A 13,274-nucleotide genomic window follows, 5' to 3' on the forward strand; every position below is an offset into this window, starting at 1 on the left:
GCCATTGAACTAAATAATCACTTTGACTTTAAATATTCAACACGCAATTTCTGCACAATTTCCCGCACTGGATTATATTCATTGTCATATCCAACCAGGCAGCGCACATTTGCTTCACCAGGAATCGCTGCATTCAGCAAAAACGATGCTATTTCTTCGGCAGACTCATCGTTGTGAACAGCAGTAGGCGTACCACAATACCCTAAATCGCAATCATCAATTGCATCATCCAAAGCGTCATGCACGTCCTCCGCTGCATGCCCCAAGATCATAAAGTATTGACATCCTGCGGGGATTAGGGTTCGCACCAAACCTTTGAAATCCATGGCTGGAGATATAGCGTCACTGACCAACAAACATACGCTAGGGTGCGGGGTCAACACAATCGATCCGATGGATTGCAAATCGATCATTTGCAAATTGAATGCTGCCATTCTATTCCCAGCCTAATCTCTAAATCACAATATCTAAAAAAATCTGTTAGCGCTCTGCACACCATTAGACAGATACTTATGATCTGCAACGTTTTGCGAATGCGTTTTGGCTTGTTCTTAAGTGTGGTGACCAGACCCTATCCACTCATGTATTTATCACTTCACAAAGCAGCCCGACCACAATGATAGATTTTTATTATAAAAGCACGCATTTATAATGAAATATTTCATATTCAGGCAAAAAATCCCCATGAAAAAAAAGGTGCTAAAACTTCAATTTGATAAATGTTTGCAGAGCAAACGATGGTAAACACTTCACCTAAGTTATTGCTGACCTGAAGGCCACTTTCCGCTGTGAAATCAGCGTCTACCACCAGCATTTTTTCAATGCCCGCGATATCCCTCCAGGCTTGCGGCAAAGGCACTATTTCGGGCACATTCTCATCTTTTCCAACAAGTCGGAAAACAAGCGTGCCGACCTCATTCCAACCTACCGTATCGTGCATCCTTGTATATATTTTCAGCAGGGCGTTATTGGCAAGGAAAAGCCATACAGTTGATATACCGCGCGGAGTAGGAATGTCATTGGCATAGCCAACTATTCCTTGGCGAAGCAGGCTTGAAATAGAACATATGCCTTCAGTGTCAAACTCAAGTAGTTGCACTATTATGAATCTCCATTTTTAGCAGCATAGCACCTCAAGGTCAGGCCAAAATTTCTCACAGGAGTGTCTTTGCCTGCCTCAGTTGTCTAGTTCAGTCGCAGTACAAATTTATAAGAGCCAAAATACTCCAACGCCAATGTGTCAACGACACAAATGATCAGCAGAGGTTTTTAGCTGATCGATAAATTCAGACAGGGGTACACGTGCACCTAACATCCCGTCTTGCTGAGGAAACGCTACACAGAGGCAGTCATTCCATTGCTCACGGTCTAAAAGCAATAAAAATTGACCATCATAGCTAACTTCCGCAACTAGATTTTGGTAATTAATATCACTCAAAATGAGCGTCTTCCATTTATCACAAGTCATAAATCCCTTACAAACTTAATCTGAAATCTCCCAATAATAAATCCCCAAGAGACCTTCAACATATTCAGCAACTTAACCAGGGATGGGACGGGGTAAATCAATATAAATAAACGCATCAAACGAGATTATTTGCAAACGACTTTAAGATTTCGATTGACGCTATCGAATCCGGCCATGCATACACAATCAATCGATCATCCAACTGCTCAAGTTCAAAAGTGGAACCAACCAAACCACCTTCTCCAGTAACTTTCACAGCAACCCCAGAAGCAAGCGACACCTCTTCCGCCCAAGACTCCAATACCAATAACATAGCACTGGATGAAGAATTTGTATAAATAAAACTACAAACATATTTCATTTTGCGAAGTCATTTAATTATTTGAATGTGATCAACATAGTTCAAGGCAGTCAGATCGCTTAAGTTAAAACTCCGACCCAATCAATTTAGCACACCTTCGCAGGTTTTCGCAACCCATCTGCCTCTAAAGAATTTATTGCTTCACAAACCCTTGAGCAAAGATTTGACATCCATTGACATTGCAGCCCCTAGACACTCAATCAAGTTAAGAGCCTTAGAACTAATAGACTTCTTTTCCTCCAAATAAATCGCTATTACCGTTTCTAATGCTAAGCCATATTCGGCAACATCAATAAATTTTTGAATTTCATTCAATTCAACTTCGGAGAATATTGTTTTAAGCTCCGCAATCAATTGAAATAAAAGATCTTCAACTTTTCCAAAAACCACCAATTTATCGCCACAGGTGTAAGTTGTTGTCTTCATTTTCTCAGTTAACACGGATATTACAGCAGGTCCCTGCTCTAGCACATGAAGGCGACATTACCACCAAAACTTCGTGATACACATATCCAACAGGCCCCAACTCCTCCTGTTGACTCTCGCTTATAGTAAGCGCTACGGATATTCTATTGACATTCATAGAATCTATAAGCCTCGATATATTCTGCATTCTCTTTCTAGAGATCTCAGCTAATTTTTTACTAGCCGCTGGATACATTGAAACAATGTCAATTTCATCATAGGATCTGACATCTCTTTGGTGTGTAAACCATTGAGCAAGAGCCACTGCTTCTTCTTTACCTAAAGTGGGCTCATCACCATCGAATTTCACCTCATGCTGCAGCCCAGTCAATGAGCAGGCATGTGTAGAACTTGATATCCCGAAAATAAACAATAAAGCAAATACTGAATTTCTAAGTGAATTATTTAATTTAAACATTAATAAATTCCTTATCTAGACCACTCCTTAGATTTGCGAGGCAGAACTATTTAAGTTTGAACGAACACCACGATCTCCAATGAATTTAATAGATTTAAAAGCACTAGAAAAATTTTCATGAACGAAATCTTTCGCTTGCGACGATCGCAAACTCAGAATCTCAAACAAAACCAGCAACCTCATAAAGTCTAATTTATTCTTCAATTCCGACAATTCGAGATAATCATAGTTCTGATAAATATTCCTATCAGAGTAGCCTGTCCAACAAAGAATGTGAAGATTTTGGGTAGCAGAGGTGATTCGCCAAGTAGCAGGGGCCCCTCACCATCCAGTCTTGTTGTGTGAAGGCCTAGAGATTGCGCTTAGTACAGCGGCCAGATGAACGTCACTGAACTACTGAACTCGTAACCGTCCCGCTGTACAAACCCTCTGTCTTTCCACAGCCAGCAGCTTTCAGAGCTTTGGGCCTATCTGCCGCTTGGTTTCCAAGAGCAATGCCTACCGCAATCTGGAATGCTCGACACCCATCCCCGAACAGCCAGACCTCGCCTGACCGCAGCTGAATACATCTCCCTGTTTTTGCCAGTCAGCAGCAATTCCAGTCGCCCCCCAACAACGCCCCATCTCTCCCAGCCCACCCCCTAGGGAGAACCCGCGCTGTTCTTGACTTACAGCAAGCTCTGTTCACACTCTAGGCAACACAATCGGCTCAAGCTCTTGGCAAAGCGGGCCCGAAACACCGTGCTGCAGCCAGGACTGAAGGCTCTTTGGACTGCAGAAATTTCTGCTTTATCTAGTTTTTTAGGGCCTTGAGTGCTCTGAATTTAGTAGCAATCTGCGCATTTGCGCTGACAGACAAGGGCCACACCTTCGTCGAAGGTAGTTCGTATCAGGTATTCGATAAATTGAATTAATGAGTATCTTGGATATACAATAGTTTCAAGAATTTCTGAAAATTAAAAACTTACCCCATGCCATCCACCCGCGCCACCTCCTCCACCAGCAGCCCTGCTGTGGCAACGCGCCCCTCTGCGAAGGGCGCGTGGTGGCAGGTGCTGGCAGCCTTGCTGTGGTTGCCGCAGGCGGCAGTGATTGCCTGGGGGATTGAGGCGATTCACCAGCAAGCGGCCTGGTCGACATTGGCCAAAGCTTGCGTCCTGTTCCTGGCGCTGGGCTTGCTGCGGGCCCTGGTCGATGGCTATGGCCTGCGCCGGGCTTTTGCCGCAGCGCGCGCCCATACGCAGCAGCTGCGGCTGCAGGCGCTGCAGGCCTTGGCGCTGCACTCGCCCCTGCACCCACATCGCCCATCGGCCGGGCTGGCGGCCAGTGTGCTCAACGAGCAGGCCGACCACATCACGCCCTACTGGGCCCGCTACACCACGGCGCGCACCAAGGTCATGGTGGTGCCGCTGGTCATCCTGGTTTGTGTGTTCTGCCTATCCTGGGTGGCGGGCCTCGTGCTGCTGGTGGCTGCGCCGCTGATTCCGATCTTTATGGCGCTGGTAGGCTGGCGGGCCGAGGCGGCCAGCAAAAAGCATTTGCAGGATGTCGGCAACCTGAACCAGTTTTTGCTCGATCGCCTGCAGGGCCTGGCCAGTATTCGCGGGCTGGGTGCCGTCGGGCAGGTGGCGCAACAGCTGGCCGCTGCGGCAGAGCAACTGCGCGCCAACACCATGGCCGTGCTCAAGATTGCCTTTCTGTCTTCTGCGGTGCTGGAGCTGTTCTCCGCGCTGGGCGTGGCCCTGGTCGCTGTGTATGTCGGTTTTCATCTGCTAGGCCAGATCCCGTTTGGCGGCTGGGGCGGCACCTTAGGGCTGGCACAAGCCATGTTTGTGCTGCTGCTGGCCCCGGCATTTTTTGAGCCGCTGCGCGAACTCTCGGCCGTGTGGCATGACAAGGCCGCCGGTGTGGCCGCCGAGCAGGCACTGCAAGCGCTGCAGCAGCCTGGCCCGCAGTTGGTGGGCGATAGCGACCAAGCCTGCGTTGACAGCGCCAACACGGCAGCGGCTGCCGCGCTGACGATCAACGATCTCAGCTTTCAATACAGTACCGACAGCCCGCTGGTGGTCAAGTCCTTCAGCGCCGAGATTGCGGCTGGCGAGCGCATCGCTCTGTGGGGCGAAAGCGGTAGTGGCAAATCGACGGTGATGGCGCTGATCGCGGGCCTGGCGGCCCCCAGCGCAGGCAGCATCCACATCGATGGACGGCCCATGGATGCAGCCCACGCCGCCGGCCTGCGCAGCGGCATGGCCTGGGTGGCGCAAAAGCCCCATGTGCTGGCCGCCAGCCTGGTGGACAACATTCGCCTGGGCCGCGATATCGACGAGGCCGCACTGCAGCAAGCGGTGCAGAGCGCGGCCCTGGGCCCCGTGCTGGCCTTGCGCGGCAATGCCGTGGTGGGCGATGGGGGCCTGGGCCTGTCGGGTGGCGAGGCCTTGCGCCTGACCCTGGCACGCGCTGCCGCCACGCCAGGCTGCCGCCTGGTGCTGGCCGACGAGCCCACGGCCCACCTCGATGCCGAGACCGCCCAGTTTGTGCGCCAGGGCCTGCTGGCCTTGGCAGCGCGCGGCGCGACCTTGGTGGTGGCCACCCATGACCCGCTGCTGGCCGCCTGCATGGACCGGGTGCTGTCGCTCGATGGCAGCCAAGCACCCATTGCCGCTGGCCTGCCCGCCGCCATGAGGAGCATTGCATGAAGGCCTGGAACGCGCTGCGCCCCATCGTCCAGCTGTTTGCGCAATCGCCCTACCGCCGGCGCATGCTGCTGGGCAGTCTGCTCGCTGCGATCACCGTGTGCGCCGGCATGGCGCTGCTGGGCCTGTCGGGATGGTTCCTCACCGCCGCCTATGTGGCGGGTCTTTCCAGCGCCACGGCCGTGGTGTTTGATGTGTTTGCGCCCGGCGCGGGCGTGCGCTTTTTCTCGATGCTGCGCACCGGCGCGCGCTACAGCGAGCGGGTCGTCACCCACGATGCAACGTTGCGCGTACTGGCCGCCCTGCGGGTGCAGCTGTTCTCGCGCCTCGCGGCCGCTGATACCGCATTGGCGCTGCGCCAGCGCCCTGCCCGCCTGCTGCACCGCCTCACCGCCGATATCGATGCGCTGGATGCCGTCTACCTGCGCCTGCTCACCCCCGCCGTCTCGCTGCTGGTCAGCGCCTGCGTCACCGCGTTGGCGCTGACGGTCTTTTTGAACTGGCAAAGCGGTCTGCTGGTGGGCGCCATGGTGCTGGCCGGTGGCCTGGCCTGCGTGGCCTGGTGTGTGCGCCAGGGCTTTATGACCGCGCTGCGCCGCAGTTTTGCCGGCGAGCATCTGCGGGCCCAGGTGATTGATGCGGTGGGCGCGCAGACCGAGCTGGTGATGGCCGGCAGCCTGCAGCGCCAGATGACCCGCATTGCTGCGGCAGAGCGCCAGCAGTGGGCTGCCGATATCCGCCTCAACCGGCTGGAATCGCAGGTAGCCGTTGCGATGGCGATGCTGGGCCACTGCGCCACCGCTGCTGCGCTGCTTTGCGCGGCCTGGCTGGCGCAGAAGGGCGAGATTGGCGCGCCTATAGCCGCGCTAGCCACCTTGCTGCTGCTCGCGGCGCTGGAGCCCCTCGTCCACATCCGCCGTGGCGCGATGGAAGCGGGCCGCACCTTGCTCGCTGCCCGCCGCATTGCCCCGCTGCTCGATACCCCGGCCCACACCGCCGCCACAGAAGACCGCGCACCGGCAGCCGGCCTGGCCGTGGACATGCAAGCCGTCCGCCTGCAACACCCCGGCAGTGCCAGCGCCTTGCTGCAGCAGATCAATCTGCAAGTGGCCGATGGCGAATGGCTGGTGCTGGCGGGGCCCAGCGGCGCGGGCAAATCCAGCCTGATGGCACTGATAGCGGGTGACCTGGCGCCCAGCGCCGGCCAGGTGCTGCGGGCGCCCTGCGCCAGCCTGCCCCAGCGCACGGAGCTGTTCCAGGCCAGTGTGGCCGCCAACCTGCGCCTGGGCCGGCCTGACGCCAGCGATGCCGAACTCTGGGCCGCGCTGCAAACGGCAGGCCTGGCTGATGTCATCCGCGCCCTGCCCCAACAACTGAACACGCCCCTGGGCAGCCAGGGCGCGGGCCTGTCGGGGGGCGAATCACGCCGCCTGGCGCTGGCCCGCCTGCTGCTGCACCCAGCGCCCTTGAGCTTGCTGGACGAACCCACCGAAGGCCTGGACCGCCAGACCGCCGCCCAGGTGATGCACGCGATTGCGCAATGGCATGCAAAGCGGGCCGCCAGCGGCCAGGGCGCCATCGTGATGGCCAGCCATTTGCAGCGCGAGGCGCGCCACGCCGACCGCATTGTTTGGATCGCCCCCTTGCAAGAAGGCATGGCGCAAGCGCGCAAGGGCACGGCAGAGTTTGAAGCGCTGTTGCAGCGATTGCGGCCTGGCTAGGCCGGCTCATGCAACACAGGTATTTGTCAGTTTGGAACCCACGTAGTTTTTCTACCAGATCGAGCACTTACAACACGGAAGGACCAGTTCATGGATCTCGACATCGTCGGGCTATCAAGATTGCAGTTTGCACTCACAGCCCTGTACCACTTTCTCTTCGTTCCCCTGACCCTGGGGCTGTCCATGCTGATCGCCATCATGGAGACGGTCTATGTGATGACGCGGCGGGTCATCTGGCGCCAGATGACCAAGTTCTGGGGCGTGCTCTTTGGCATCAACTTCGCCATTGGCGTGGCGACCGGTCTGGTGATGGAGTTCCAGTTCGGCATGAACTGGAGCTACTACAGCCACTATGTGGGCGACATCTTTGGCGCCCCGCTGGCCATCGAAGGGCTGATGGCCTTCTTCCTGGAGGCGACCTTTGTCGGTCTGTTCTTCTTTGGCTGGGACAAGCTCTCGCCGGTCAAGCACTTGATCGTCACCTGGCTCACGGCCCTGGGCACCAACCTGTCGGCGCTGTGGATTCTGATCGCCAATGGCTGGATGCAGAACCCCGTGGGCGCCGTTTTCAACCCGCAGACCATGCGCATGGAAGTCAATGACTTCGCCGCCGTGCTCACCAACCCGGTGGCGCAGGCCAAGTTTGTGCATACCGTCTCTGCCGGTTATGTCTGCGCAGCCATCTTTGTGCTGGGCGTGTCGGCCTGGTACCTGCTCAAGGGCCGCCATGTGGCGCTGGCCAAGCGCTCGATGACGGTGGCCGCCGCCTTTGGCCTGGCCGGTTCGCTGTCGGTCGTGGTGCTGGGTGACGAGTCCGGCTACCTGTCTGGCGAGCACCAGAAGATGAAGCTTGCCGCCATTGAAGCGATGTGGGAGACAGAGCCTGCGCCGGCCGCCTTCACCGCCATCGGCTTTCCTGACCAGGAGGCGCGCGAGACCCATTACGCGATCCATATCCCATGGGCGATGGGCCTGATCGGCACGCGCTCGCTCGATACCGAGCTGCAGGGCATCAACGACCTGGTCAAGCACGCCGAGGTGCTGATCCGCGACGGTATCAAGGCCTATGACGCGCTGGAAAAAATCCGCGATGCCGGCTCAACGACCACGATCTCGCCCGAGCTCAAGGAACAGTTCGAGGCCAATGGCAAGTCGCTGGGCTATGCCTTGCTGCTCAAGCGCTATGTCGATGACCCGCGCCAGGCGACCGATGCGCAGATCGCCAAGGCGGCTTGGGATACGGTTCCGCAGGTGGCTCCGCTGTTCTGGACCTTCCGCATCATGGTTGCGCTGGGTATGTTCTTCATCGTGCTGACGGCTGTCTTTTTCTACCTCGCCTCGCGCCACCAGCTGGAAAACCGCCGCTGGCTGCTGTGGGTGGCGGTATGGTCCATTCCGCTGCCCTGGGTTGCGATCGAGTGCGGCTGGTTCGTGGCCGAGTTTGGCCGCCAGCCCTGGATCATCGAAGGCGTGCTGCCCACCGCTGTGGCCGCGTCCAACCTGGGCGTCACCACCTTGCTGATCACGATCCTGGGCTTTGTGGCGCTGTACACGGTGCTGCTGATCATCGAGATGAAGCTGATGCTCAAGGCCATCCAAAAGGGCCCCGAGCTCGAGCCCGAGCAGCGCGATCCGCAGCCGCTGAGCTATGCCTCGATCGCCACGGCGCAACCCACCTATTCGGGAAAGTAACACCATGATCTTGCATACACTTTTGAACTACGACACCCTGCGTGTCATCTGGTGGGTCCTGCTGGGCGTGCTGCTGATCGGCTTTGCCGTGATGGATGGCTTTGACCTGGGCACCGGCATGCTGCTGCCCTTCCTGGGCAAGAACGACCTGGAGCGCCGCGTCATCATCAATGCCGTCGGCCCCACCTGGGAAGGCAACCAGGTCTGGCTGGTGCTGGGCGGTGGCGCCATCTTTGCCGCCTGGCCGCAGCTCTATGCGGTGTCCTTCTCGGGCTTTTACCTGGCCATGTTCGTGATCCTGATCGGTCTGATCCTGCGCCCGGTCGCCTTCAAGTACCGCAGCAAGAATGAGTCCCCCGCCTGGCGCAGCCGCTGGGACTGGGCGCTGTTTGCCGGCAGCTTTATCCCTGCGCTGATCTGCGGCGTGGCCATGGGCAATGTGCTCCAAGGCGTGCCCTTCCGCCTGACGCCCGAGCTCTACATCCACTATGACGGCAGCTTCTTTGGCCTGCTCAACCCCTTCGCGATCCTCGCTGGCCTCATCTCCGTCAGCATGCTGCTGATGCATGGCGCGGCCTGGCTGTGCATCAAGACCGAAGGCGCCATTGCCGCCCGTGCCCGCACCGTGGGCAGCATCTCGGCGGTTGTGACTGCCGTGCTGTTCGTGCTCGCCGGCATCGTGCTGTGGAAGTTTGTTGACGGCTACAGCATCACCTCGGCGCTGAACACCACCGGCCCGTCGAACCCGCTGTTCAAGACTGCGGCCCACGCGCCCGGCGCCTGGATGCAGAACTACCAGCAGCACCCCTGGACGATGGCTGCGCCGATCCTCGGCGTGCTGGGCTGCCTGATCGCAGCGGTGCTGATCCGTGCCCGCAAGGATGGCCTGGCGATGATCACCAGCGGCCTGGGCATTGCCGGCATCATCCTGACCGTGGGCGCTTCGATGTTCCCGATGATCCTGCCCTCGTCCGTCGATCCGCGCTTTAGCCTCACGGTCTGGGATTCGTCGTCCAGCCACATGACCTTGTTCATCATGCTGGTCTGCACCCTCATCTTCATGCCGCTGATCTTGGCCTACACCAGCTGGGTCTACTCGGTCCTCTGGGGCAAGGTCAATGCCAAGGACATCAACGACGGCAACGGCCACGCTTACTGAGCACCGCTGCACACAGAAAGGATTCGACTATGTGGTATTTCTCCTGGATTCTCGGCCTGCCGCTGGCCGCCGCCTTTGCGGTGCTCAACGCCATGTGGTTTGAGATGACCGAAGACCAGAAGCTGCGCCAGCAGCTGCTGGACGACCCGGACTCGCAGCACTGAGCTGCGGCACAAGCCCCTGAGCCTGGCACAGCGCCAAGGCTCTCAACGCACAAAGGCCCAAACCTTGGTTTGGGCCTTTTGCTATGGGCTAAGAACCTGTTCAAAGTCTCCTCGCGCCGCGACAGTGTCTTTGCGAGATGGGATGCGAGGCGCAATACCGCAGCAATAGCCCAGCTATTGCGAGGATTTGCAACGACGCAGACCGCTCGCAAAGCCACTGTCCCTAAGGGTTGGAGTGAAATCGGGCGATTTCTGCGCGCTGGCCCTTGCTTGCACCCCGGTGCAAGCTGCGGACCATCGCTTCGAACTCATCCCGATTGCACTCCAACGCGGCTGCGTAGAGACTTTGAACAGGTTCTAAGAGCGATCAGCCCTGGTTTTGCAAATCTTCAGAGAACAGCCGCCAGTCCTTGCCCACCTTGCGCCAGTACTGGCGCAGCGACAAGGGCTGGGCCTGTTCGCGGCTCTTGAGTTTCAGGTTGGCGACGCGAATCTCGCCCTTGTCGTCTTTCCAGCCGTAGGTGGAGATGTCCTGCAGCTCCACACTGCGGCCCTTGAACAGCGCGGCCATGCGTGTCTGCCAGGCCTGGCCTTCGGGCGAGGCCGTCCATTGCGGCGTGGCCAGCTGCAAGGCCCCCTGGGGATCATCCTGCATCCAGGCCTGGTGCCACTGCTGCAGCACGGCTGTAAAAGCGTCGGTGCTCTGGCGGTGCGAGGCATCGCTTGGCGCCACCCACTGCAGCTTCTCGCGGATCAGCACCGGCGTCAGCTTGTCCACCGTGCGCATCAGCGCAATCAGATCGGGGTTGGCCAGCACCACGCAGCCATCGCTGGCCTGGGGCAGGCGGGCGAACTGGTCCGGCGGCGCGCCATGCAGCCAGATACCGCTGCCCGAGCGGCCCATGGCCTTGTCCCAGTCATTAGGGTAGTTCAGGGTTAGAGCACCCTTGCCATAGAACTCGGGCAGGCGCTGGCCGGCAATCTGGCGGCCAATAAAGTAGATGCCTTCGGGGGTGCGCTGGTCGCCCTCCTCGAGCTTGCCCACCCCCAGCTTGCCGACGGAGACATAGAAGCTGTCGACCAGCTGCAGCTGGCCTTGGTCATGGCGCAGCAGGTAGAGGCGCGACTGGCTGGCATCAATGGCGATAACCTGGCGCACCGATGGTGACAGCGACAGAAACTCCGCAGGCACCTGGCCGGCGGCCGGCAGCGATTGGGCGCCCTGCATGCGGCGGCGGATCTCGTCCTGCAGGCCCTGGAGCTGCTCGAGGCTCTGCGCGCCCTGGGCGTTGGCCGCGGGCGTGGGCGGCGCAGCTGCGTCGGCCTGCGGCAGGGGTATATGTTTAACGGGCAGCACCATGGCGCGCTGGGCCACCGCAGCGGGCGTCAATGCGCCGGGCTGGCCGGAGCGAAAACGCAGCAGATCGGCATACACCAGCTGCGCGGCCTGAAAATGCGGCACATCGGCCGTCAGGCTGGCGGCGGCCTTGAGGGCCTGGTCCAGCTGCTGGTTTTGCACCAGCGCAATGATCTGCACCAGGCGCTCTTCGGCATCGGGCTGGCGGGCCTTGGCGGCAGCGGCCGTCTTTGCCTGGGCAGCAGCGCGCGGCGTGGCCGGGGAGCCAGCGGCCAGCGCCGCACCTGCGGCGGCCACCACGGCTGCACCAACGCCCGAGCGCCAAAACTGCTTGCAAAAAGGCATAGCCTGTGATTCCTTCAACTGACTTCTGTGCGGACCAGCGCCGATCATAGCCTGTGCAGCGCGGAGCGATCAGCCGCCCGTGGTCTCGCGCAGGATGCGCCAATGGCCTTTTTCCAGGCGCATCACCAAGGTCTTGCGGGTGGTTGTCTTGAGGGCCCCCGCCGCATAGTACTGGCGGAACTTGGCCGTTGCCTGCTCGCCCTCGACGCTGACCTGCAGATTGCGCACATTCACCACAATCGCCTGCTTGCCGACAATGCGCTGGCGCCGCTCTTCCTTCCAGGCGCTGAGGCTGCCGCCACCGGCTGGGCTGAAATGGTCGCTGTAGGCGGCCAGGTAGCCGGGCATGTCCTTTTTCTCCCAGGCCGTGGCCCAGCTGTTGACGGCGCGCTCCACATCGAGCTTGGCGGTATCGCGCGCCGGCTTAGGCTTGGTCTCGGCCACAGGTGCTGCCGGTTTGGCGGCTGGGGCGGCTGCCACAGCATTGGCTGCCACAGCATTGGCTGCCACAGCCTTGGCAGGCTCAGCAGGTACAGGCGCCGGAGCGGCTGCTGGCGTGGGCGCAGGTGCCGGAGCCGCCTTGGGCGCCGGGGCCGGCGTGGGTGCAGGTGCTGGCGTTGGAGCGGGCGCCGCTGCCGCCTTGGCGGGAGCCGGCGCCGGCGTGGATGCCGCTTGGGCTACAACAGCCGGTGCAGGGCTAGGCGCAGGCGGTTTGGGCGCGGCAACCGGGGCTGGTGCGGGCGCTGGCACCGGCGCAGGCGCAGGTGCTGGCGGCGGTGGCGCCACCGGTTTGGGCGGCACATCGGCACGGGCCTGCACCAGCGCGTTCTTGCCGTTGGCCAGCGAGGCCGGAACAATCTGCGTGATCAGCGCCAGTTGGGGGCCCTGTTGCTTGGGCGCGCCTTCCAGCTGCAGCGCCTTGGCATAGGCATCGCTGGCCATGCGGGCGTAGAGGTCGCCCAGGTTCTCATGCGCCGTCGTGTAACTGGGGTTGGTGCGCATCGATTGCTCCAGCGCCTGCGCGGCCTTGCGGTCCTGGCCATCGGCGGCATACAGCACGGCCAGGTTGTTGTAGGGCTCGGGCATGCCGGGGTAATCGCGGGTCAGCTCCTGGAAGATCTTGATCGCCTGCGCATGCTGCTTTTGCTCGGTCGCGATCACGCCGCGCAAAAAGCGCATTTCCACATCGCCGGGCTGCTTGCGCAGGTAGGCATCGGCCTCTTTGGCCGCCTGCGCTGCCTTGCCCTGCTGCAGCAACTGGCTCACCTCTGCCACGGCAGGCGATGCAGGCGACGTGGGCGCGGCTTGCGCCTGCAGCGCTGCGCCACCCATCAGCACACCTACGCAGACCGCCGCCCAGCGCTGGTGAAAAAGGACGGGCACCAGGGATCGCAGGGTAGAGCGCGCTGGGAAAGCACTTTGCATGGGGGA

At 59.3% G+C, this 13,274-nt stretch carries 12 protein-coding genes; 5 read left to right on the forward strand and 7 right to left on the reverse strand.

The window, feature by feature from the left end; genetic code table 11:
* Positions 1-17: 17 nt before the first annotated feature.
* The 5 genes from WH303_RS11305 to WH303_RS11325 form a co-directional block, all read right to left on the reverse strand.
* Positions 18-434, reverse strand: a complete 417-nt coding sequence (locus tag WH303_RS11305) for a DUF7684 family protein (protein WP_445228278.1) — start codon at positions 432-434, stop codon at positions 18-20.
* A gap of 233 nt (positions 435-667) precedes the next feature.
* Complete coding sequence (locus WH303_RS11310) at positions 668-1,099, reverse strand: hypothetical protein (RefSeq protein WP_339518532.1); 432 nt, start codon at positions 1,097-1,099, stop codon at positions 668-670.
* A 484-nt stretch (positions 1,100-1,583) separates the two neighbouring features.
* Positions 1,584-1,829 carry a hypothetical protein gene (locus tag WH303_RS11315; protein ID WP_339518534.1) on the reverse strand — a complete coding sequence of 82 codons (246 nt, stop codon included), beginning with the start codon at positions 1,827-1,829 and terminating at the stop codon, positions 1,584-1,586.
* Positions 1,830-1,970: 141 nt separating this feature from the next.
* The gene (locus WH303_RS11320; RefSeq protein WP_339518536.1) at positions 1,971-2,255 is read right to left on the reverse strand and encodes a MafI family immunity protein; all 285 of its coding nucleotides are present in this window, start codon (positions 2,253-2,255) and stop codon (positions 1,971-1,973) included.
* A gap of 4 nt (positions 2,256-2,259) precedes the next feature.
* Positions 2,260-2,712, reverse strand: a complete 453-nt coding sequence (locus WH303_RS11325; protein WP_339518537.1) for a hypothetical protein — start codon at positions 2,710-2,712, stop codon at positions 2,260-2,262.
* Between the two features lie 971 nt (positions 2,713-3,683).
* Here WH303_RS11325 and cydD point away from each other — a divergent pair.
* The 5 genes from cydD to cydX all read left to right on the forward strand — a co-directional run bounded on the left by cydD (position 3,684) and on the right by cydX (position 10,141).
* The gene (cydD, locus tag WH303_RS11330; protein WP_339518539.1) at positions 3,684-5,408 is read left to right on the forward strand and encodes a thiol reductant ABC exporter subunit CydD; all 1,725 of its coding nucleotides are present in this window, start codon (positions 3,684-3,686) and stop codon (positions 5,406-5,408) included.
* The gene (gene cydC, locus WH303_RS11335; RefSeq protein ID WP_339518540.1) at positions 5,405-7,126 is read left to right on the forward strand and encodes a thiol reductant ABC exporter subunit CydC; all 1,722 of its coding nucleotides are present in this window, start codon (positions 5,405-5,407) and stop codon (positions 7,124-7,126) included. Before cydD ends, cydC begins: the two co-directional genes overlap by 4 nt.
* Positions 7,127-7,216: 90 nt before the next feature.
* Positions 7,217-8,818 (forward strand): cytochrome ubiquinol oxidase subunit I, encoded by a 1,602-nt coding sequence (locus tag WH303_RS11340; protein WP_312989266.1) that lies wholly within the window; start codon positions 7,217-7,219, stop codon positions 8,816-8,818.
* 4 nt (positions 8,819-8,822) lie between these two features.
* The gene (cydB, locus tag WH303_RS11345; RefSeq protein ID WP_339518542.1) at positions 8,823-9,977 is read left to right on the forward strand and encodes a cytochrome d ubiquinol oxidase subunit II; all 1,155 of its coding nucleotides are present in this window, start codon (positions 8,823-8,825) and stop codon (positions 9,975-9,977) included.
* A 29-nt stretch (positions 9,978-10,006) separates the two neighbouring features.
* Positions 10,007-10,141 carry a cytochrome bd-I oxidase subunit CydX gene (cydX, locus tag WH303_RS11350; protein ID WP_021025677.1) on the forward strand — a complete coding sequence of 45 codons (135 nt, stop codon included), beginning with the start codon at positions 10,007-10,009 and terminating at the stop codon, positions 10,139-10,141.
* 367 nt (positions 10,142-10,508) lie between these two features.
* On the opposite strand, the gene WH303_RS11355 is transcribed toward cydX, so the two are convergent.
* Both WH303_RS11355 and WH303_RS11360 read right to left on the reverse strand, forming a co-directional pair.
* Positions 10,509-11,843, reverse strand: coding sequence for a L,D-transpeptidase family protein (locus WH303_RS11355; RefSeq protein WP_339518543.1), 1,335 nt, complete (start codon positions 11,841-11,843; stop codon positions 10,509-10,511).
* A 69-nt stretch (positions 11,844-11,912) separates the two neighbouring features.
* On the reverse strand, positions 11,913-13,268 hold the full coding sequence (locus tag WH303_RS11360) for a L,D-transpeptidase Cds6 family protein (protein ID WP_339518545.1): 1,356 nt from the start codon (positions 13,266-13,268) through the stop codon (positions 11,913-11,915).
* Positions 13,269-13,274: the final 6 nt, after the last annotated feature.

The organism is Comamonas sp. MYb69, assembly GCF_037479315.1.
GTDB lineage: Bacteria > Pseudomonadota > Gammaproteobacteria > Burkholderiales > Burkholderiaceae_C > Comamonas.